General features: G+C 70.7%; 17 protein-coding genes. 16 read left to right on the top strand and 1 reads right to left on the bottom strand.

All coding sequences use genetic code 11. From position 1 onward, the window contains the following. The first annotated feature begins 93 nt into the window (after positions 1-93). The 11 genes from infB to truB all read left to right on the top strand — a co-directional run bounded on the left by infB (position 94) and on the right by truB (position 11,604). The gene (infB, locus tag HDA40_RS16755; RefSeq protein WP_253756844.1) at positions 94-3,132 is read left to right on the top strand and encodes a translation initiation factor IF-2; all 3,039 of its coding nucleotides are present in this window, start codon (positions 94-96) and stop codon (positions 3,130-3,132) included. A 113-nt stretch (positions 3,133-3,245) separates the two neighbouring features. Then, the gene (locus HDA40_RS42130) at positions 3,246-4,586 is read left to right on the top strand and encodes a DUF2510 domain-containing protein (RefSeq protein ID WP_253756842.1); all 1,341 of its coding nucleotides are present in this window, start codon (positions 3,246-3,248) and stop codon (positions 4,584-4,586) included. A gap of 64 nt (positions 4,587-4,650) precedes the next feature. Beyond that, positions 4,651-5,658, top strand: a complete 1,008-nt coding sequence (locus HDA40_RS16745; RefSeq protein ID WP_253756840.1) for a TRM11 family SAM-dependent methyltransferase — start codon at positions 4,651-4,653, stop codon at positions 5,656-5,658. An 11-nt stretch (positions 5,659-5,669) separates the two neighbouring features. After that, on the top strand, positions 5,670-5,966 hold the full coding sequence (locus HDA40_RS16740) for a DUF503 domain-containing protein (protein WP_253756839.1): 297 nt from the start codon (positions 5,670-5,672) through the stop codon (positions 5,964-5,966). A 144-nt stretch (positions 5,967-6,110) separates the two neighbouring features. Continuing rightward, the gene (gene rbfA, locus HDA40_RS16735) at positions 6,111-6,593 is read left to right on the top strand and encodes a 30S ribosome-binding factor RbfA (protein ID WP_253756837.1); all 483 of its coding nucleotides are present in this window, start codon (positions 6,111-6,113) and stop codon (positions 6,591-6,593) included. Continuing rightward, positions 6,593-7,570 carry a DHH family phosphoesterase gene (locus HDA40_RS16730; RefSeq protein WP_253756835.1) on the top strand — a complete coding sequence of 326 codons (978 nt, stop codon included), beginning with the start codon at positions 6,593-6,595 and terminating at the stop codon, positions 7,568-7,570. Before rbfA ends, HDA40_RS16730 begins: the two co-directional genes overlap by 1 nt. 40 nt (positions 7,571-7,610) lie before the next feature. Next, positions 7,611-8,015: a hypothetical protein gene (locus tag HDA40_RS16725; protein ID WP_253756832.1), complete on the top strand. Its 405-nt coding sequence runs from the start codon at positions 7,611-7,613 to the stop codon at positions 8,013-8,015. Further along, a complete protein-coding gene (locus tag HDA40_RS16720) occupies positions 8,012-8,218 on the top strand; it encodes a DUF6186 family protein (protein WP_253756830.1) in 207 nt (68 codons plus the stop codon). Before HDA40_RS16725 ends, HDA40_RS16720 begins: the two co-directional genes overlap by 4 nt. A gap of 400 nt (positions 8,219-8,618) precedes the next feature. Then, a complete protein-coding gene (locus tag HDA40_RS16715) occupies positions 8,619-9,917 on the top strand; it encodes an MATE family efflux transporter (RefSeq protein WP_253756826.1) in 1,299 nt (432 codons plus the stop codon). A 57-nt stretch (positions 9,918-9,974) separates the two neighbouring features. Continuing rightward, positions 9,975-10,685: a M23 family metallopeptidase gene (locus tag HDA40_RS16710; protein ID WP_253756824.1), complete on the top strand. Its 711-nt coding sequence runs from the start codon at positions 9,975-9,977 to the stop codon at positions 10,683-10,685. Between the two features lie 16 nt (positions 10,686-10,701). Continuing rightward, positions 10,702-11,604, top strand: coding sequence for a tRNA pseudouridine(55) synthase TruB (gene truB / locus HDA40_RS16705; protein ID WP_253756822.1), 903 nt, complete (start codon positions 10,702-10,704; stop codon positions 11,602-11,604). Here the strand turns inward: truB and HDA40_RS16700 are convergent. After that, complete coding sequence (locus HDA40_RS16700; RefSeq protein ID WP_253756820.1) at positions 11,511-12,338, bottom strand: DUF4184 family protein; 828 nt, start codon at positions 12,336-12,338, stop codon at positions 11,511-11,513. The genes truB and HDA40_RS16700 overlap by 94 nt on opposite strands. 75 nt (positions 12,339-12,413) lie before the next feature. Between HDA40_RS16700 and HDA40_RS16695 the strand changes: the two genes are divergently transcribed. From HDA40_RS16695 to HDA40_RS16675, 5 genes are all read left to right on the top strand, one after another. Next, positions 12,414-14,183 carry a hypothetical protein gene (locus HDA40_RS16695; RefSeq protein WP_253756817.1) on the top strand — a complete coding sequence of 590 codons (1,770 nt, stop codon included), beginning with the start codon at positions 12,414-12,416 and terminating at the stop codon, positions 14,181-14,183. A 13-nt stretch (positions 14,184-14,196) separates the two neighbouring features. Continuing rightward, positions 14,197-15,138: a bifunctional riboflavin kinase/FAD synthetase gene (locus HDA40_RS16690; protein ID WP_253756814.1), complete on the top strand. Its 942-nt coding sequence runs from the start codon at positions 14,197-14,199 to the stop codon at positions 15,136-15,138. Positions 15,139-15,274: 136 nt separating this feature from the next. Further along, positions 15,275-15,544: a 30S ribosomal protein S15 gene (gene rpsO, locus HDA40_RS16685; RefSeq protein ID WP_253756812.1), complete on the top strand. Its 270-nt coding sequence runs from the start codon at positions 15,275-15,277 to the stop codon at positions 15,542-15,544. A 246-nt stretch (positions 15,545-15,790) separates the two neighbouring features. Beyond that, entirely contained in the window at positions 15,791-18,106 is a 2,316-nt protein-coding gene (locus HDA40_RS16680; RefSeq protein WP_253756809.1) for a polyribonucleotide nucleotidyltransferase, read from the top strand. A gap of 23 nt (positions 18,107-18,129) precedes the next feature. Next, on the top strand, positions 18,130-19,461 hold the full coding sequence (locus HDA40_RS16675) for a M16 family metallopeptidase (protein ID WP_372502880.1): 1,332 nt from the start codon (positions 18,130-18,132) through the stop codon (positions 19,459-19,461). Positions 19,462-19,523 lie beyond the last annotated feature (62 nt).

Below are 19,523 nucleotides of genomic sequence, written 5' to 3'. Positions count from 1 at the left end.
CACACGATGAAGTCCCTGAAATGACCAGGCTTCAAGTGCACAAGTGAGGTCGCTGCGGGCTGCCGCCCGCACGGCCTCGGAGTGAGGAGTGCAGTGGCAGGCAAGGCCCGCGTACACGAGCTCGCCAAGGAGCTCGGCGTCGAAAGCAAGATCGTGCTCGCCAAGCTCAAGGAGATGGGCGAGTTCGTGAAGTCCGCGTCGAGCACCGTGGAAGCTCCCGTCGCCCGTCGGCTGAAGGAGGTCTTCGGTCCCGGTTCGGCGGCGCCCAGTGGCGCCCCGTCCGCACCGAGCGCACCGGCCGCGGCGACCGCGAGCGATTCCCGGGTGTCGGCGAGGCCGGCTCCGCCGATGAAGAAGGCGGTTCCGTCGAAGCCGAAGGCCCCGGCTACCCCGGCGGCCACCCCGATGGGGAAGAGCGCACACGACATCGAGGTCGCGGCGGCGGAAGCCCGCGCCACGGCTCTCAAGGCCGAGCAGGAGGCCGCCGTGAAGGCGGCTCAGCAGGCGGCCCAACAGCGGGACACCCGCCGTCCGTCCGGCGACGGTCCCAAGCCCACGTTCATGCCGCCCAAGCCGGGTACGCCGGCGGCCCGTCCGGCGACGCCGGCCGGCCGTCCCGAGCGTGGCCCGGGCCAGGGCGAGCGTCCGGCCGGCGACCGCGCTCCGCGTACGCCGGGAGCTCCGGGCGCGCCGGGGACTCCGCGTCCGCCGGCCCGCAGCGGCGGCAACAACCCTTACGGCATCACGCCGGGTGGCGGTGGGGCTCGTCCCACGCCCGGTAACGCGATGCCGCGTCCGAACCCGGCCTCGATGCCGCCTCGGCCCAGCCCGGCTTCCATGCCGCCGCGGCCGAGCCCCGGCCAGATGCCGTCGCAGCGCCCGACCCGCCCCGGTGGCGGCGCGGGTCGTCCTGGCGGCGGTGGCGGTGGCGGTGGCTTCCGCGGCGGTCCTGGTGGCGGCGGCGGTGGCGGTGGCTTCCGCGGTGGCCCTGGTGGCGGCGGCGGTGCCGGCGGCGGTGGCTTCCGCGGCGGTCCCGGTGGCGGCGGTGGCGGTGGCTTCCGCGGTGGCCCTGGTGGCGGCGGCGGTGCCGGCGGCGCCGGTGCGGGCACCGGATACCGTGGCGGCCCTGGTGGCGGCGGCGGTGCCCCGGTCGGCGGCGGAGGCCGTCCCGGTGGCGGCGGTGGCCGTGGCCGTGGCGGCGGTGCCGCGGGTGCCTTCGGGCGTCCCGGTGGCCGGCCGTCTCGTGGTCGCAAGAGCAAGAAGCAGCGGCGTCAAGAGTTCGACAACCTGTCCGCCCCGACGATGAGCTCGGGTGCCCCGCGGGGCAACGGCCAGGTGGTCCGCCTGCCGCGGGGCGCGTCGCTGTCGGACTTCGCCGACCGCATCAACGCGAACCCGGGCTCGCTGGTCCAGGAGATGTTCAACCTGGGCGAGATGGTGACCGCCACGCAGTCCTGCAGCGACGACACGCTGCTGCTGCTCGGTGAGCACCTGGGCTTCGACCTGCAGATCGTCAGCCCGGAGGAGGAAGACCGCCAGCTGCTCGCGCAGTTCAACATCGACCTCGACGCCGAGGTCGACGAGGAGCGCCTGGTCGTCCGTCCGCCGGTCGTGACCGTCATGGGTCACGTCGACCACGGTAAGACGAAGCTGCTGGACGCGATCCGGTCGGCGAACGTCGTCGAGGGCGAGGCCGGCGGCATCACCCAGCACATCGGCGCGTACCAGGTGCACGTCGAGCACGGCGAGGAAGACCGGGCGATCACCTTCATCGACACCCCGGGTCACGAGGCGTTCACCGCCATGCGTGCCCGTGGCGCCCAGGCCACCGACATCGTGGTCCTGGTCGTCGCGGCGGACGACGGCGTGATGCCGCAGACCATCGAGGCGTTGAACCACGCCAAGGCGGCCGACGTGCCGATCGTGGTGGCGGTGAACAAGGTCGACAAGCCGGAGGCCAACCCGGGCAAGGTGCGCCAGCAGCTCACCGAGTACGGGCTGGTGGCCGAGGAGTACGGCGGCGACACGATGTTCGTCGACATCTCCGCCAAGGCCCGGCTCAACATCGACGGCCTGCTGGAAGCGGTGCTGCTGACGGCGGACGCCTCGCTCGACCTGCGGGCTCCGGTCGACGGCAACGCGCAGGGCATCGCGATCGAGGCGCACCTCGACAAGGGTCGTGGCCCGGTGGCCACGGTGCTGGTCAACCGGGGCACGCTCCGGGTCGGTGACTCGATCGTCGCCGGCAACGCGTACGGCCGGGTTCGGGCGATGCTCGACGAGAACGGCACGGCGCTGCCGGAGGCGGGTCCGGCTCGCCCGGTCCTGGTCCTCGGTCTGACCGCGGTTCCGGGCGCCGGCGACACGTTCCTCGCCGCCGACGACGACCGGACGGTACGCCAGATCGCCGAGCAGCGGCAGGCGCGGAAGCGCGCTGCCGAGCAGGCACGGCTGGCCGGCCGGGCGACGCTGGAGACGCTGCTCGAGAAGATCAAGGAAGGCGAGCGGACCACGCTCGACCTCATCATCAAGGGCGATGTCGCCGGTTCGGTGGAAGCTCTGGAAGACGCGCTGGTCAAGCTGCCGATTCCGGACGAGATCCAGCTGCGGATCATTCACCGGGGCGTCGGCGCGATCACCGAGAGCGACGTCAACCTGGCGTCGGCCTCGGCGGACTCGACGGCGATCATCATCGGCTTCAACGTCCGGCCCATGCAGTCGGCGCGCGAGATGGCCGACCGCAATGGTGTGGAGATCCGGTACTACACGGTCATCTACCAGGCCATCGAGGAGATCGAGGCGGCCCTCAAGGGCATGCTCAAGCCGGTCTACGAGGAGGCCGCGCTGGGCTCGGCGGAGATCCGCGAGGTCTTCCGCTCGTCCAAGATCGGTCTCATCGCGGGTTGTATCGTCCGCGACGGGCTCCTTCGGCGCAACGCCAAGGCGCGCGTCATCCGCGAGGGCACGGTCGTGGCCGAGAACGTCACGATCACGTCGCTCAAGCGGTTCAAGGACGACGCGACCGAGGTCCGCGAGGGCTTCGAGTGTGGTCTGACGCTGGGCGGCTTCGGCAGCCCGCAGATCGGCGACATCATCGAGAGCTACGAGATGCGCGAGAAGCCGCGCGTCTGACGCTCGGCTCGGCAGGGGCGGTCACCTTCGGGTGGCCGCCCCTTCGTCGTACTCGGGGCACCGGTGTCAGCGAGCCGACTGGCGCGGCGCGTCCAGGGCACTACCATCGCGCCGTGGATCAGCGGCCGGGCGTCGTGATCAGCGCGGGCGCCGACCGCGCCCTGTTTCTGCGGGCCGAGGAGGTCGCCGCCTATCAGGAACTGGCGACCCTGGTCCGGCGACGGCCCACGATCGCCGGTCCGCCGCTCGACGTCGAGGCGCTCGAACGGCTCGCCGCGTCGCTCACCGGCGAGGCGGACATCCAGCTGACCGAAGCCGAGGCGGACTGCCTCGACCTGCTACGCAACCAGACCGTCGTCCGGGCGGCGCTGCCGCTGCGCATCCGGCCCGTCTGCGTGGCCTGTGGGCTGGCCGGCGAGAAGCTGGTGAACCCGGCCCGGCCGACGAAGGCGGCGAGCAAGTCCGGCGAGGTCGCCGAGACGATCATCGAGAGCGTCGGCATGCTCGCGGCCAACCCGGTGCTCGCCGTGGTCCGCTTCGTCGGCGGGATGGGCCAGATCCGCGCGGACGTGCAGGCCGACCTGCCGGTGTGCGTACGGTGTGACGGGATCGAGTTCGATTCGCACGCGGTCACGTTCTGTCCCTACTGCCGGGCCATGCGTGAGGAATCCGTGCTGGTCAACTGCCCCGACTGCGGCCAGGACTTCCCGGTCGCGCGGGACGCCCGGACACTGTGGACACCGTTGGCTCAGGCCGTCGGGGCGGGGCGGCTGGCGTACGCGTCGGAACGGTTGGCGGTCGCCGCCGGGCACCTGGAGAACTCGCTCTATACGGGGCAGAAGGAGCAGCTGATCGCCGGGCTCGCCGCCGAGGACGAGCTGATCGGCTTGGTCCGCTGTGGACGCCCGGCCGACACCATGCGTGGCGTTGCGCTTCTGCTCACCACCGGTGGTCTCGGCTGGTCCCACGAGGTGATGACGTCCAAGGCTGTGGGTGGCACAGTCCGCTGGTCGCAGGTCACGGCCGTCCATCTGTCCGGCCCCGTGGGCCAGCAGGTCTTGGCCCTATTGGTACGCGATGAGCCGCCGCTGGTCTTCAACCGGTTCAAGGGGAGCGGGGTGAATCTGGGCGACCGCGTCTGCGACTTCACCGCGCCAGGACTGCATCGGCTCGTGTGCGAGTTGTCCGGGCTGCCCTGGGAGCCGCCGGCCATGCCGGTGTCCCCGCCTCCGCCGCAGCCGCCTCCGCCGCCACAGCCGCCTCCGCCGCAGCCGCCGTCTCCGCCGCAGCCGCCACTGCCTCCGCCGCCGCAGCGAGCACCGGTGCCGCCGCCACCGCCGCGCCCACAGCCGGTTCCGCAGCAGCGTCTGCCGGGCTGGTATCCCGACCCGTGGCGGCAGGCACGTGCGCGCTGGTGGGACGGCCGGCGCTGGACCGACCACGTGCAGCGGTGAGTTCGATCCGGGCTGCTGCGGCGACGACACGCCGTGGTCCGCACCCCGGTAGGATCTCTACCCCGTGGGAACTGAATACGCGCTGCTCGTCGCGCCATCCGCCAACCGGGTCTACACGCAGTCCGCGCCCGACCTGACGAGGGCCGAGCTGGCCGCGTTCTCCGCCGGAGCGCTGGAGGGGCGGCTCGGCCCGGCCACGCCGCGGGATCTCGGCGGCCAGACCTATCTCGTCTTCGCCACCGAGGATCCGCTGACCTCGGAAGACCTGGCCGTCCTCGGCAACCTCAGCAGTGGGCTGGCCCTCTACGAGCTGGTACCCGGCGACCTGCTCCGGCCGATCCGCACCTCAGCGCTGGACAAGTTCGACGACGACCTGATCACCATCCCGAAGTACTCCGGCAAGACCAACGAGAACTTCACGAAGCTCCTGCTGAACGTGACCGCGCTGGCGAGCGCCTGGGCCGGCGACTTCGGTTCCCGGACCTTCACCGTGCTGGACCCGGTCGCCGGGCGGGGGACGACGCTCAACCAGGCCCTCATGTACGGCTGGAACCCGATCGGCATCGAGATCGACGGGAAGGACCTCGACGCGTACGCCGCGTTCCTGAAGACCTGGCTGCGGCGCAAACGGATCAAGCACAGCGCCGACATCACCCCCGTACGCCGAGAGGGGCGCAAGCTCGGCCGCCGGTTCGACGTCGAGTTCACCTCGGACGACCGGCGCCTGACGTTCTTCGAGGCGGACACGACCCAGGCCCGGGCGCTGATGAAGCGGCAGGTCGCCGATCTGCTGGTGGCAGATCTTCCGTACGGCGTGGTCCACGGCTCGCGTACCAGCAAGGGATTGGAGCGGGGACCCGCGGAGCTGTTGTCGGCCGCGTTGCCCGGGTGGATCGAGCTGATCCGGCCCGGGGGAGCGGTGGGCCTGTCCTGGAACACCCACGTGGCGCCGCGCGAGCAGGCCGTGGAGCTGCTGGAGCGGCACGGACTGGCGGTGCTGGCGCCGATCGGCCTGGAGCACTGGGTGGATCAGGGGATAACTCGGGACGTGTTGGTGGCGCGGCGCTCGTAACATGGATCTTCGTGTTCACCGGAACTGCGCTCTTCGACCTGTTGCTGCCGGGCGACTCGCGCTCGCTGAAGGACAAGCGGGGCTACCTGCGCCCGATCCTGGCCCTGCTCCGCAAGTACGAGGTGAGCGCGGCCGAGGTCGGTGACCAGGACCGGCACGGGCGCGCTCAGCTCGGGGTGGCGATCGTCGCGGCCGACGCCGCGCACGTCCGCGAAGTCCTGGACCACTGCGAGCGGGCGGTCGCCGGGCGGCCTGAGATCGAGCTGCTGTCGGTCAAGCGGCGGGTCATCGGCGACGACGACTTCTGACCGCCGGCGCCCGGGCGACCGGGTGGATCTCGGCGGCCGGTGGGTACAGGCCCGCCGGGTAATCTGGGGGCCGGAGTTCCGGACGATCCGGCGAAAGCCCGTTTCGTTCGATCTCCGCTGTCCGATACGTGTGGAGGTGGCGAGATGTCCGATCCTGCCAAGGTGCGCCGGCACGCCGAGCGAGTCCGGGAACTGGTGGCGTCAGCGGTGCGGACGCAGATCAAGGACCCGCGGCTGGGCATGATCACGATCACCGACGCCCGGCTGACCGCCGACCTGCGCGAGGCCACGATCTTCTACACCGTGCTCGGCGACGCGGAGGCCAAGGCCGGCACCGCCGCCGCCCTGGACAGCGCCAAGGGCATGCTGCGGGGCTCCGTCGGCCGCGCGCTGGGCCTGCGCCACTCGCCGTCGCTGACCTTCGTCCTCGACGACGTCCAGCAGCACGTCAAGCACATCGACGACCTGCTGGCCGAGGCGCGTGTGCGCGACCAGGAGGTCCACAAGCTCGCCGAAGGCGCCGAGTACGCGGGTGAGCCGCAGCCGTACAAGGTCGAGGAGGACGAGGAGTCCGACGATCTCGATGTCGACCTCGACGAGGCTGAGGACGCGGCGGCGCGCCGCTGATGGGGGAGATCACCGAGGACCAGTGGGCCGCGGCGACCGGCGCTCTGCGTACGGCCGTCGCGGCCGGTGACCCGATCCTGCTCGTCTGCCACGTCAACCCGGACGGCGACGCGCTGGGCAGCATGCTGGCGGTCGGGCAGGCGTTGCGGAAGCTGGGTGCGACCCGGCTCCAGGCGACCTTCCCGGGACCGCAGGATCTGCCGGAGCCGTTCGTCGCGTTGCCCGGGCTCGACCTGCTGGTCACCGCGCCGGAGCCGCCCGCGCTCGTGGTGACCTTGGACGCGGCGGCCGAGTCTCGGCTGGGCGCGTACGCCGAGCTGCTCGGGAAGGTCCCGGTGATCGTGCTGGACCATCACGCCAGCTACACCGGTTTCGGGGACATCGACCTGGTCGACAGCGGCGCGGCGGCCACCGCCGTGGTGGCGGCCGAGCTGATCGCCCGGCTGGGCGTGCCCCTGGACCAGGGGATCGCCGAATGCCTCTACATCGGCGTCATCACCGACACCGGCTCGTTCAAGTACGCCCTGACCACGCCGGCGGTGCACCGGCTGGCGGCCGACCTGCTGGAGACCGGGCTCAACCCGGGCGAGATCTCCCGCAGGGTCTTCGACACCCGCCCGTTCGGCGCGGTCAAGCTCTACGGAGAGGTGCTCGGCCGGGCCGTTCTCGAACCGGAGAACGCACTGGTGTGGAGCACCGCCTCGCTGGCCGACCTCGAACGGCATCACCTGGCGCCCTACGTGCTGGAAGGGCTCATCGACGGGATCCGCTGCGCGGCCGAGGCCGACGTGGCCTGCCTGCTCAAGCAGGTCGGCCCGGCGGAGTGGTCGGTGTCGATGCGGACTCGGGGCGGCACCGATGTCAGCCGGGTCGCCGTGGCGCTCGGCGGCGGTGGCCACCGGGCGGCGGCGGGCTTCACCGGCCACGGTACGCCCGAGGAGATCATGGGTCGGATAAGGGACGCATTAGGGGAATAAAACCCTCCCCGGCTCCGGGTGAAGCAGCCACAATCGAGTCATGGATCACCCGGAACTCGCCGTTCCGAGCGCGCCGGCCTGGACGCGCCCGGCAGTGATGCTGCCGATCTTCGCGTTCCTGTCGCTCCTGGGCGGCCTGCTCCCGTCCTTCTCCCTCGAAGCCAACATCTACGTCTTCACCCTCGGCGCCGTGATGATGTACCTCGGGCTGAGTCAGCGCGTCCCCCGCAAACCCACCCCGCGCCGGCTCTCCCGCGGCCTCGCCTGGTGGCTGCTGCCCGTCGGGGTGTTCGTGTTCTTCGAACTGAGCACCTTCGCGGTCGGCGACGACAAGAACTACCCGACTCTGTCACTGCTCGCCGACCCGCTCCTCGACGACTACCTGCCCCGCGCGATCTTCTACTTCGGATGGCTCACCGGATTCTGGGGGCTGGTACGACGATGAGACTGCTCGCCATCTCCGGCTTCATCCTCGCCGGACTACTCGTCCTCGCCGTCGAATGGGCCGCCCGGCGTACGCGCCGCATCCCGACGCTCGGCGACCTGGCCGCCGTCGTGATGACCCACGAGGTCGGGCGGATTCCGGTCGGGCGGATCGCCGTCTTCGGGTTCTGGTGGTGGGTGGGGTGGCACTTCCTCGCCCGCTGACCCGCCGGTTCCCGCTGACTCGCTGGTTCCCGCTAACCCGCCGGTTCCCGCTGGCCCGCTGGTTCCCGCTACCCGCCGGCCCGCTGGTTCCCAGCAGATCAGGGATATGCCTGCGATCTTGACCCAAGATCACATGCATATCCCTGATCTGCATCTGGCGGCCGGCGTTTTGTCGCGCAGCGGACGTCCAGAGTTTGGGAAAGGTGTTCCTGCATGTGGACCTGAACGATAGTTTTGCGAACTATGCAAACTAACGTTAAGTCAGCTCCTGCCAAACCCAAGCCCAGCGCCGACGAGCAGCGTGAGCAGATGCGCCGCGCCCTGCAAACCTCGATGGACACCCGCCAGTAATCACCACTGCCGAGTTGACTCCTTACAAGGAGACCGGCACCATAGGCGGGTGACCCCCAGCCTTCGGCGTATAGCGGCGCTCGCGCTACCCGCGCTCGTAGTCCTCGCCGCTGAGCCCCTCTATCTTCTGGTCGACACCGCAGTGGTCGGCCATCTGGGCCGCGTGCCACTGGCCGCGCTCGCGATCGGCGGGACGATCCTCGCCGTGACCGCCTGGCTCGGCAACGTCCTCGCGTACGGCACGACTGGTCGAGCCGCGCGTAGCTTCGGCGCGGGCTCTCGGCGTACGGCGGTGGAGGAAGGCGTTCAGGCCTCCTGGCTCGCGCTGGCGGCCGGCCTCGTCTTCGTCGTGTGCGCCCAGCTGTTCGCTGGGCCGGTCACGCGTGCCCTCAGCGGTGACCCTGAGATCGCCGAGCACGCCGAACTCTGGCTGCGCATCGCCTCCCTGGGGATCCCGTTCGTCCTGCTGGTCTTCGCGGGCAACGGGTGGATGCGAGGCGTCCAGGACACCCGGCGACCGCTGCGCTACGTGCTCGGGGCGAACGTCCTCTCCGCCATCCTCTGCCCGCTGCTGGTCTATCCGGCCGGCCTCGGGCTCGTCGGATCCGCCCTGGCCAACGTCGCGGCCCAGGTCGTCGGAGGAGCCCTGTTCATCCGGGCGCTCGTCGCGGAACGCGTACCGCTCGCGCCGCGCCTCGTCATGCTTCGGCAGCAGCTCGTCCTCGGCCGCGACCTGCTCGTCCGGGGGCTCGCCTTCCAGCTCTGCTTCCTCTCCGCAGCCGCCGTCGCCGCCCGGTTCGGCGCCGCCGCGGTCGCCGCCCACCAGGTCGGGCTCCAGCTCTGGATGTTCTGCGCGTACGCCCTCGACGCGATCGCCATCGCGGCGCAGTCCCTGATCGGCGCCGCGCTCGGGGCCGGTGACGTGCTCACCGCTCGGCGTACGGCGATCCGGATCGGCCAGATCGGCCTCGGCTGCGGCGTGATCTTCGGGATCTTCGTGCTCGCCCTGGCCCCCGTCCTGCCGCACCTGTTCAGCGACGACACCGACGTCCTCGGCCAGCTCGCGATCGTCTGGCCCTGGTTCATCGGGATGCTCCCGCTCAACGGGGTGGTCTTCGCCCTCGACGGCGTCCTCGTCGGCGCCGGTGATGCCCGCTACCTGCGTAATCTCACGATCGTCGCGGCGCTCGGCGGCTTCCTGCCCGCCATCTGGCTCGCGCTGTGGCTGGACCTCGGGATCGGCGGAGTATGGGCCGGGCTAACCCTGTTCATCGTGCTGCGGCTGGGTGCTCTGCTGCTTCGGCTGCGCGACGGCTCGTGGGCGGTTCCGGGCGCCGCCCGCGCCTGAAGCCGCGGGAGGGCGGGGTGAACTGCGGGGAACGGGCGAAAGGTCTAGACTCGCGCGGTGCGGCGGATTCCCCTGATTCTGGCGATTGTGGCGGTGGTGCTCGGGCTTGGCCTGATCGGCGCGGTCGCGGTGCTGGGCGGTGGTGCGTCCGGTAAGGACACTCCGACGTTCTTGGACGATCGCGCGCAGGCGAAGTCGGCGCCGAGTCCGTCGGCGAGTGCCAGCCCGGCGGTGACGTCGCCGAAGCCGCTGGTCTACAAGTTCCCGGTGCAGGGCACGGCGTCGTACGCGCACACGCATCACGACTATCCGGCCAGCGACATCATGGCGAAGTGCGGCAGTGGCGTACTGGCTCCGATCGGCGGGGTGATCCTCGAGGTGAGCCTGGAGGACACCTGGGACTCCGAGGTCAATTCGGGGGCGACTCGCGGCGGGTTGTCCTGGTCGCTGCTCGGCGACGACGGCATCCGCTACTACGGTTCGCACTTGTCGGAGGTCGACAAGACCACCAAGCCGGGTGCGCGCGTGGTGGCGGGTCAGCACATCGGCAAGGTCGGCAAGACCGGCGACACGACCGCCTGCCATCTGCATTTCGGCATCTCGCCCGCATGTAAGAAGACCGGCGACTGGTGGGTCCGGCGCGGCGTGATCTACCCCTGGTCCTATTTGGATGCATGGCGCAAGGGCGTCGCCAAGTCGCCGGTCGCCGCCATCCAGGCCTGGCAGAAGCAGCACGGCTGCCCTGCCAAGCCGCTGGCCGATCCGTGAAACTACGCTGTTCGGCATGGCTGAACACCAGGTCACCGACGGGCTGATCGTCGTCGACAAAGCGCCGGGCATGACCTCGCACGACGTCGTCGCCCGCTGCCGCCGGATCGCGCGCACGCGCAAGGTCGGCCACGGTGGCACCCTCGACCCGATGGCGACGGGGGTCCTGGTGATCGGCGTCGGCAAGGCCACGCGCCTGCTCACCTACGTGGTCGGCACGGTCAAGGTCTACCGCGCCACCATCCGGCTCGGTCAGACCACGGTCACCGACGACGCGGAGGGCGAGGTCACCGCTTCGGTTCCGGCCGCGCATCTTTCCGATCAACTGGTACGCACAGAGCTGTCCACGATGACCGGCGAAGTGGATCAGGTGCCGAGCGCCGTCTCCGCGATCAAGGTCAACGGCGTACGCGCGTACAAGATGGTCCGGGAGGGCGAGGCGCCCGAGTTGGCCGCCCGGAAGGTGACCATCGAGCGGATCGACGTCTTCGAGGTGCGGCGGGACGGGGACTTCGTCGACGTCGACGTAGAGGTCGCCTGCTCGGCCGGGACGTACATCCGCGCCATCGCGCGTGACCTCGGCGTCGCCTTGGGCGTCGGCGGCCATCTCACGGCGCTTCGCCGCTCGGCGGTCGGCGGATTCACCCTCGACGAGGCGTACACGCTGGAGAAACTCGCGGAGCTGGCGGAGGCCGGCGGCGATCCGGTGACGTTGCCGCTGGCCGCGGCCTTGCGCCGGGCGATGCCGATCCGCGAGGTCGACGAGGCGGGCGCGAAGATCCTCTCGCACGGCGGGCCGTTGGAGGCGATCGGCCTCGACGGTTCTTACGGCGTGCTGGGTCCGGACGGGACCCCGCTGGCGGTGGTCTCGGAGCGGGGCGGCAAGGCGCGTCCCGAGATCGTCCTCGCCGCCGCCTGAGCCGCCGTGAAGACCAACGCATAGATCGTCACCGCCGTCGCGGCGGCGGTGACCCCGCCGATCGCCGCCCAGTAGAGGTGAGATTCAAGCCGTGCGACGTGCGGGGTGGTGGCCAGTTGGAGGGCCGCGCCGGCGCCGATCGCCAGGACGAGGAGCAGCCCCGTCACGACCCGGGTACGCGGTCCGAGCCGCAGGCCGGAGGCAGGCTGCGGAACCGGACGCCGTAGCCGCCACCCGGCCCACCCCGCCAGCACCAGCAGCCCGAGCACCGTCGAGGTGTATTGAAGCACCTGGTAGAGCGGCAGCCCCAGAATCGGATGGGCCAGCCAGGCGCCCCAGATGCCGACGCTGCGGATGTGCGTGAAGCTGTCCCAGAAGGCATGCGTGGTCGCACCGAATGCGGCCGCGACCGGCACCCCCAGCAGGTACGCCGGGTGCCGGAGCCCCGGGGAAGCGGGAATGCGGTCGCCGACCGCCCGCGGCAGGAGCTGGATCAGCGCCGCCCGGAAGATCAGGTGGTACGCCGCGACCGCGACGCAGGTGGCGATGACGTCCACCGTGACGATCCCCCGGAACGCGTGGGTGTCCGCGTACGGAACCCAATGATCGGTGAAGAGCGGAACGTCGGGGATCATCGATCCGATCGCGAGCGCGGCCGGAACGTACGCCACCCCGGTCACCGGTCGGCGGAGCACTGGCAGGACAGCGGCGATGTGACTCGGCGTGAACGGCATCGGGGGTCAGCCTAGAGCGGGACACGATCTTGTGGTGCCCCGCGCGATTGGCGAGGCTGAATTACGCTGCGGCGCATGACGGACACGCCGATCGGCGCCGCCGGAACGCCCGACGACAGCGTTCTACGACACTGGCGGCTGCTCGTCGCCGTCGTCGCGCCGGTCGTCGCGGTCGCGACCTTGGTGCAGTCCGTCCTCGAACTCCTCGGCTCCAGTGGGACCTCCGTCGTCGTGGACGGGCTGACGCTGCGTACGCCGGGCTGGCTGGATGTCGTCGAGGCACTGGTCTGGTTGGTCGCCTGGGCGTGGTCGGTCGGCGCCGTCATGATCGCCGTCCGGGGAACCCTGTCCGGCGAGCCGCCGAGCGCGTTCGACGCGTTGCGTCAGGCGGCTCGACGACTTCCCGGCCTGCTGACGACCCTGCTGTTGGCCGTCACCGGCTTGGGCGCCTGCATCGCGGTCGGGGTCGTCATCGGCGGCTTCCTCGGCCCGTTGGCCTGGGCATGCATCGCGGTCGCCGGCTATTTCGGCGCGCCGATCGTCGCAGCGGCGGCTTACTCCGTCCTCGACGAACGCCCCGCGTGGGACTCGGTCGGGCGGGCCGTCGAGGTCGGCCGGACCCGGCGGCGTCAGCTGTTCCTGCTGCTGATGGGGCTCGCCGCCGCTGCTGTCCCGGCCGGGTGGCTGTCCGCGTCGCTGCCCGACGTGACAGCGGGACCGGTGACCGCGGCGGTCGGCCGGTTGGCGGTGGCCGCGCTCACCGTTGCGGCCATCGGCGTACAGGGGGCGCTGCTGGCTCGGTGGCGCGTCAGGCTGAACGACGCCCGGTCGCAGAGCGCCCCCGCGCCGTGCCCGGGGCACTGGCTGGTGGCGTGCGGCGGACTCACCGTGGTCGTCGTCGTGGCGACCGGGATCGTCATCGTGAACCCGTTGGGCGTACCGGTGCTGACCACCTCGGGAACCGTGAAGACCAGCCAGAACCTCGGCGAGTACGCCGTCACCGCCGACGGCGAGCCCAAGATCGGGGTCGGCGGATCCAGTCGGCCGCTGGCCTGGGACACCCGCCGGGCCCTGTTCGACGGTGGGACGGCGATGGTCGGCATCGCGTACCCGGGCAACGGGCCGGTCGAGCTGACGATCTGCCAGGCAGACGACTGCGTACCGGCGGAGGCGAGGCTGGACCGCCCCGGGTTCTACTGGGAGCATTGGGTCGCCCGGTCGCTGCCCGGCGGCGGCCTCATCGTCGTCGCCCCGGTCGTCGAACGCGGGACCCTGTCGGGGACCGCCAAGCTCGTCGCCTGGATCTGCCCCGACCGCTCCTGCCAGTCGTCGCGGCGGATCGAACTGGCCGACGTGAACTACGACCCGCCTCAGGACTTCCCGCTCGCGGTCACCGTCGGTCCCGAGGGCGCGCCTGTGATCGCGTACGGGTCGGTCGGTTCGGCCACCGTGTTCTTGGTCCGCTGCGCTGATCAGGCGTGTGGGAGCACCACGATGGATCCCAGCGACGTCGCGGTCGACGTCGACGGCGCGTGGCCGGGACTGGTCGGGCTCGGGTTCGACGGGGACGCGCACGTGGTCGCCGTGCTGGCAGGGAAGACCCCGCCGCCGCCCGCCGGACTGCGCATCCGCGTCGGGCGTACGCCCCGCGCCCGGGTGATCAGCATCACCTGCGGCGACGAGCGCTGCCTTCGGCGTACCACTCGGGCCTGGAACGAGATCGCCGACGACGGCGGTGACCTGCGCGCGTGGCCGGTGTCGATGCCGGACGGGCACCTCGCGATCCTGCAGGAGGACGCCCGGGGTGCGCGCCTGATCACGTGCGAACACCACTGTGAAGGTTGATAGCTTTGGCCCTATGCAGCGGTGGAGGGGCGCGGCGCAGGCGCCGCGAGGGTGGGGGCGCTCGGTCGTCACCATCGGTGTGTTCGACGGAGTGCACCGGGGCCATCAGGCCACCATCGGCTACGCGGTGAAGCGGGCCCGCGAGCTGGGAGAGGCGAGCGTGGTCGTGACCTTCGACCCGCACCCGTCCGAGGTCGTCCGACCGGGTTCGCACCCGGCGGTGCTGACCACCCAGGAGCGTAAGGCCGAGCTGATCGAGGAGCTGGGCGTCGACGCGCTCTGCGTGGAGCCCTTCACTCGCGAGTTCTCCAAGCTGCCGCCCGAGGAGTTCGTGCACGACGTGCTGGTGGAGCACCTGCACGCGGCCGAGGTCGTGGTGGGGGAGAACTTCCGGTTCGGCCACAAGGCGGCCGGTGACGTGGCGCTGCTGACCCAGCTCGGCCGCCGGTTCGGCTTCACCACGACGGCCGCGCCGCTGCTGACGGATGAGTCGACCGTGTTCTCGTCGACCTATGTCCGGTCCTGCGTCGCCGCCGGGGACATGGCCGCGGCCACGGCCGCGCTCGGCCGCCCGCACCGGCTGGAGGGCGTCGTGGTCCGGGGCGACCAGCGCGGCCGCCAGCTCGGCTTTCCGACCGCCAATCTGCTGTGCGGCCCGCACGCGGCCATCCCCGCCGACGGGGTGTACGCGGCTTGGCTCCTGCGCGGCGGCAAGCAGCTGCCCGCCGCCGTCTCGATCGGCACCAACCCGACCTTCGCCGGGACCGAGCGCCGGGTCGAGGCGTTCGTCCTGGACTTCACCGGCGACCTCTACGGTGAGCGGGTCGCGCTCGACTTCGTGGCGCACCTGCGCCCGACTGTCCGGTTCGACACGCTGGAGGGCCTGGTCGCGGCGATCACCGACGACGTGTCGCGGACGCGGGTCGCGCTCGGCCTCGGTAACTCGGCGGCATGATCGACTCCGTAAGGTAACCTTGACGAGGCTCCGCGTACGCCTACCCGACGCCGTGGGCACGGAGCCGGAGTATCCATGAGCCGTCGGCTCGCCGAATCCTCGGCTGAACCTTCGGCCCAACGTGAAATGGGAGAAAATGGCGCTCGACGCTGCAGTCAAGACTCAGATCATGCAGGAGTACGCGACGACCGAGGGTGACACCGGCTCGCCGGAGGTCCAGGTCGCCGTCCTCACGAAGCGGATCAAAGACCTGACCGAGCACCTGAAGGTGCACAAGCACGACCACCACAGCCGCCGTGGGCTGCTGCTGCTGGTCGGCCGCCGCAAGCGGCTGCTGGCGTACCTCCAGAAGACGGACATCGCCCGATACCGCGCGCTCATCGAGCGCCTCGGCATCCGGCGCTGACGCTAGAGACAGGGGAGTGACCTGCGGGTCGCTCCCCTGTTGGCAAGACAGCCGGTCCAGCCGGACCGACAATGCAAGAAAGACGAGGCGCGTACCCGGCCGCGGGTTGACGCTCGGTCCTCGGTAGTGGCTCCCGGAGCCGCCTCGCCAATGCGGGAGCGGAGCCCGAGAGCTTCGATCGAAGACCGGCCGTCCGCCGCCAGCCAGCCGCGCGCGTGCCAGACGATCGAAGAGGAGTATTCATCCATGACCGAGACCACTCTCGGCACCCAGCACAGCACCGCCGTGATCGACAACGGCGCGTTCGGCACGCGGGAGATCACCTTCTCCACCGGGCGGCTCGCCCGGCAGGCGGCCGGTTCGGTCCTCGCCCAGCTCGGCGACACCGTGGTCCTCTCCGCGACCACCGCCAGCAAGACGCCGAAGGACCAGTTCGACTTCTTCCCGCTCACCGTCGACGTCGAGGAGCGGATGTACTCGGCGGGCCGGATCCCCGGCTCGTTCTTCCGGCGGGAGGGTCGTCCGACCGAGGACGCCATCCTGACCTGCCGCCTGATCGACCGGCCGCTGCGCCCGTCGTTCGTCAAGGGCCTGCGCAACGAGGTCCAGGTCGTCGAGACGGTCCTCGCGCTCGACCCGGCGCACCCCTACGACGTGGTCGCGATCAACGCCGCGAGCATGTCGACCAAGCTGTCCGGCCTGCCGTTCTCCGGCCCGATCGGGGCGACCCGGGTGGCCCTGATCGACGGCCAGTGGGTGGCCTTCCCCACCTTCGAGGAGCTGGAGCGGGCCGTCTTCGACATGGTCGTCGCCGGTCGCGTGGTCGGTGACGACGTCGCCATCATGATGGTCGAGGCCGAGGCCACCGAGAACACGGTGAAGCTGGTCGGCGCGGGCGCCAAGGCCCCGACGGAGGAGATCGTCGCCGCCGGTCTGGAGGCCGCCAAGCCGGTGCTGCGCGAGCTGTGCCGGGCCCAGGACGCGCTGGCCGAGGTGGCCGCCAAGCCGGTCACCGAGTTCCCGGTGTTCCTGGACTACCAGGACGACGTCTACGAGGCCGTCAAGTCCGCCGGTGCGGCCGAGGTCGCCGAGGCGCTCAAGATCGCCGGCAAGGCCGACCGCGAGGAAGCCCTCGACCTGGTCAAGGAGAAGGTGATCGCCGCCGTCGCCCCGCAGTTCGAGGGGCGCGAGAAGGAGGTCTCCGCCGCCTTCCGGTCGGTGACCAAGTCCGAGGTGCGCAGCCGGGTCCTCCGCGACAAGATCCGCATCGACGGCCGCGGTCTGGCCGACATCCGGCCGCTGACCGCCGAGGTTCAGGTGCTCCCGCGGGTGCACGGTTCGGCGCTGTTCGAGCGGGGCGAGACCCAGATCCTGGGTGTCACCACGCTGAACATGCTCCGCATGGAGCAGGCGCTGGACACCCTGTCGCCGCAGAAGACCAAGCGCTACATGCACAACTACAACTTCCCGCCGTACTCGACCGGTGAGACGGGCCGCGTGGGCGCCCCGAAGCGCCGCGAGATCGGCCACGGTGCGCTGGCCGAGCGGGCGCTGATCCCGGTCCTGCCGGCGCGGGAGGAATTCCCGTACGCGATCCGGCAGGTGTCCGAGGCGCTCGGCTCGAACGGCTCGACCTCGATGGGGTCGGTCTGCGCCTCCACGATGTCGCTGCTGACCGCGGGTGTGCCGCTGAAGGCGCCGGTGGCCGGCATCGCCATGGGCCTCATCTCCGGTGAAGTCGACGGCAAGACGGAGTACGTCACGCTGACCGACATCCTCGGCGCCGAGGACGCCTTCGGCGACATGGACTTCAAGGTCGCCGGTACGCGGGACTTCGTCACCGCGCTGCAGCTGGACACCAAGCTCGACGGCATCCCGTCGGACGTCCTCGCCGCCGCGCTGCGGCAGGCCCACGACGCCCGCCAGACGATCCTCGACGTCATGCAGGAGGCCATCGAGTCGCCCGGCGAGATGAGCGAGTACGCCCCGCGGGTGACCTCGGTGAAGATCCCGGTCGACAAGATCGGCATGGTGATCGGCCCGAAGGGGCAGACCATCAACGCGATCCAGGACGAGACCGGCGCCGAGATCTCCATCGAGGACGACGGCACGATCTACGTCGGCGCGACCAACGGGCCGTCGGCCCAGGCGGCGGTGGATCGCATCAACCAGATCGCCAACCCGACGCTGCCGAAGGTCGGGGACAAGTTCCTCGGCACGGTGGTGAAGACGGCCGCGTTCGGCGCCTTCATCTCCCTCCTGCCGGGCCGCGACGGGCTGCTGCACATCTCCAAGGTGGGCGACGGCAAGCGGGTCGAGAAGGTCGAGGACTTCCTCAACGTCGGAGACAAGGTCGAGGTCGAGATCGCCGAGGTCGATTCCCGCGGCAAGATCTACCTCGACAAGGTCTACCCCGAGGGCGTCGAGAAGCCGGCTCCGGCCGAGCGTCCGGCGAGCCGGGATCGCGAGGACCGCGGCCCGCGTGACCGGGACCGCGGCGACCGCGGCCCCCGTCGTGACGGCGACGACGGCGAGCGTCGTCGTCGGCAGCGGCGCGACTGACCGTGTCGCAATCTCGTCAGACCGTGCCGTCCAGCGTCCTGCTGGGCGGCACGGCCACTAGTCGCCGCAATAGGCAACCGGTAACCGTGCCGTCCAGCGCTTTTCTGGACGGCACGGTCCGTAGGACGGTTCTGCCCAGTGGGCTGCGCATCCTCACCGAAGACGTGCCCGCCATGCGCAGCGTGTCGTTCGGGATCTGGGTCAACGTCGGCTCCCGGGACGAGGCCGAGGGCGAAGGCGGCGCCTCGCACTTCCTCGAGCACCTGCTCTTCAAGGGCACGGCGCGGCGTACCGCGCTGGACATCTCGGCCGCCATCGAGGCGGTCGGCGGCGAGACCAATGCCTTCACCACGAAGGAATACACCTGCTACTACGCGCGGGTGCTCGACGCCGATCTGCCGCTGGCCATCGACGTCATGTGCGACGCGGTCGCCAGTTCGGTGCTCGCCGAGCCCGATGTGGAGACCGAACGCGGGGTCATCCTCGAAGAGATCGCCATGACCGAGGACGAGCCCTCGGATGAGGTGCACGACCTGCACGCGGAACTGATCTACGGTGAGCATCCGCTGGCCAAGCTCATCTCGGGGACGGTCGCGTCGATCACGCCGATGAGCCGGGACGGCATCCACGAGTTCTACCGCTCGCGGTACTCCGCCCCCGTCATGGTGGTCGCGGCGGCCGGTCGGCTCGATCACGATCAGGTCGTGGAGCAGGTCGTCGCGGCGCTCGCGGGCACGCCGCTGGACACCGGTTCCGCGTCGCCCGTCGGTCCGCGGCCCATGGAGACGCCCGTCTTGTACGCCGAGCCGAAGGCGGTCACCCGCCGGAAGGACACCGAACAGGCGCACCTCGTCCTGGGCGGGCCGGGGATCGGCCGGCGGGACGATCGGCGCTTTGCGGTGGGCGTGTTGAACAACGTGCTCGGCGGCGGCATGTCGAGTCGGCTGTTCCAGGAGATCCGGGAGAAGCGCGGACTGGCGTACTCGGTCTACTCCTACACCTCGCAGTACGCCGAGACCGGCACCTTCGGCGTGTACGCCGGATGCGCGCCGGGCAAGGTGGACGAGGTGCTGGAGATCGTCCGGGATCAGCTGGCCCGGGCGGCCGGTGAGGAGATCACCGAGGAGGAGTTGCGCCGGGGCAAGGGGATGCTCAAGGGCGCCCTGGTCCTGGGCCTGGAGGACACCGGGTCGCGGATGACCCGGCTGGCCAAGGGCGAGCTGCTCTATGGGGATCTGCTCGATGTGGACGATCTGCTGCGGCGGATCGAGGCGGTCACGATCGCCGATGTCACGGAGGTCGCCCACGCCGTGCTGACCGGCCCGGAGTACTTGGCGATGATCGGCCCCCACTGACTGTTCCGGTCGCTCGATCCGGCGGCGGTGCAAGCCGGGAGGACGGCTGGAACTGGCACAAG

This window comes from Hamadaea flava, assembly GCF_024172085.1.
Lineage (GTDB): Bacteria > Actinomycetota > Actinomycetes > Mycobacteriales > Micromonosporaceae > Hamadaea > Hamadaea flava.
Note: the sequence above shows the minus strand (reverse complement) of the source record. Positions and strands in the feature narration are given on the sequence as shown.

Excerpts from the sequence above, each read along its gene's own strand:
- rbfA (WP_253756837.1), top strand. The coding sequence starts at position 6,111 with ATGTCCGATCCTGCCAAGGTGCGCCGGCACGCCGAGCGAGTCCGGGAA.
- HDA40_RS16730 (WP_253756835.1), top strand. The coding sequence starts at position 6,593 with ATGGGGGAGATCACCGAGGACCAGTGGGCCGCGGCGACCGGCGCTCTG.
- HDA40_RS16725 (WP_253756832.1), top strand. The coding sequence starts at position 7,611 with ATGGATCACCCGGAACTCGCCGTTCCGAGCGCGCCGGCCTGGACGCGC.
- HDA40_RS16720 (WP_253756830.1), top strand. The coding sequence starts at position 8,012 with ATGAGACTGCTCGCCATCTCCGGCTTCATCCTCGCCGGACTACTCGTC.
- truB (WP_253756822.1), top strand. The coding sequence starts at position 10,702 with ATGGCTGAACACCAGGTCACCGACGGGCTGATCGTCGTCGACAAAGCG.
- HDA40_RS16700 (WP_253756820.1), bottom strand. The coding sequence starts at position 12,338 with ATGCCGTTCACGCCGAGTCACATCGCCGCTGTCCTGCCAGTGCTCCGC.
- HDA40_RS16695 (WP_253756817.1), top strand. The coding sequence starts at position 12,414 with ATGACGGACACGCCGATCGGCGCCGCCGGAACGCCCGACGACAGCGTT.
- HDA40_RS16690 (WP_253756814.1), top strand. The coding sequence starts at position 14,197 with ATGCAGCGGTGGAGGGGCGCGGCGCAGGCGCCGCGAGGGTGGGGGCGC.
- rpsO (WP_253756812.1), top strand. The coding sequence starts at position 15,275 with ATGGCGCTCGACGCTGCAGTCAAGACTCAGATCATGCAGGAGTACGCG.
- HDA40_RS16680 (WP_253756809.1), top strand. The coding sequence starts at position 15,791 with ATGACCGAGACCACTCTCGGCACCCAGCACAGCACCGCCGTGATCGAC.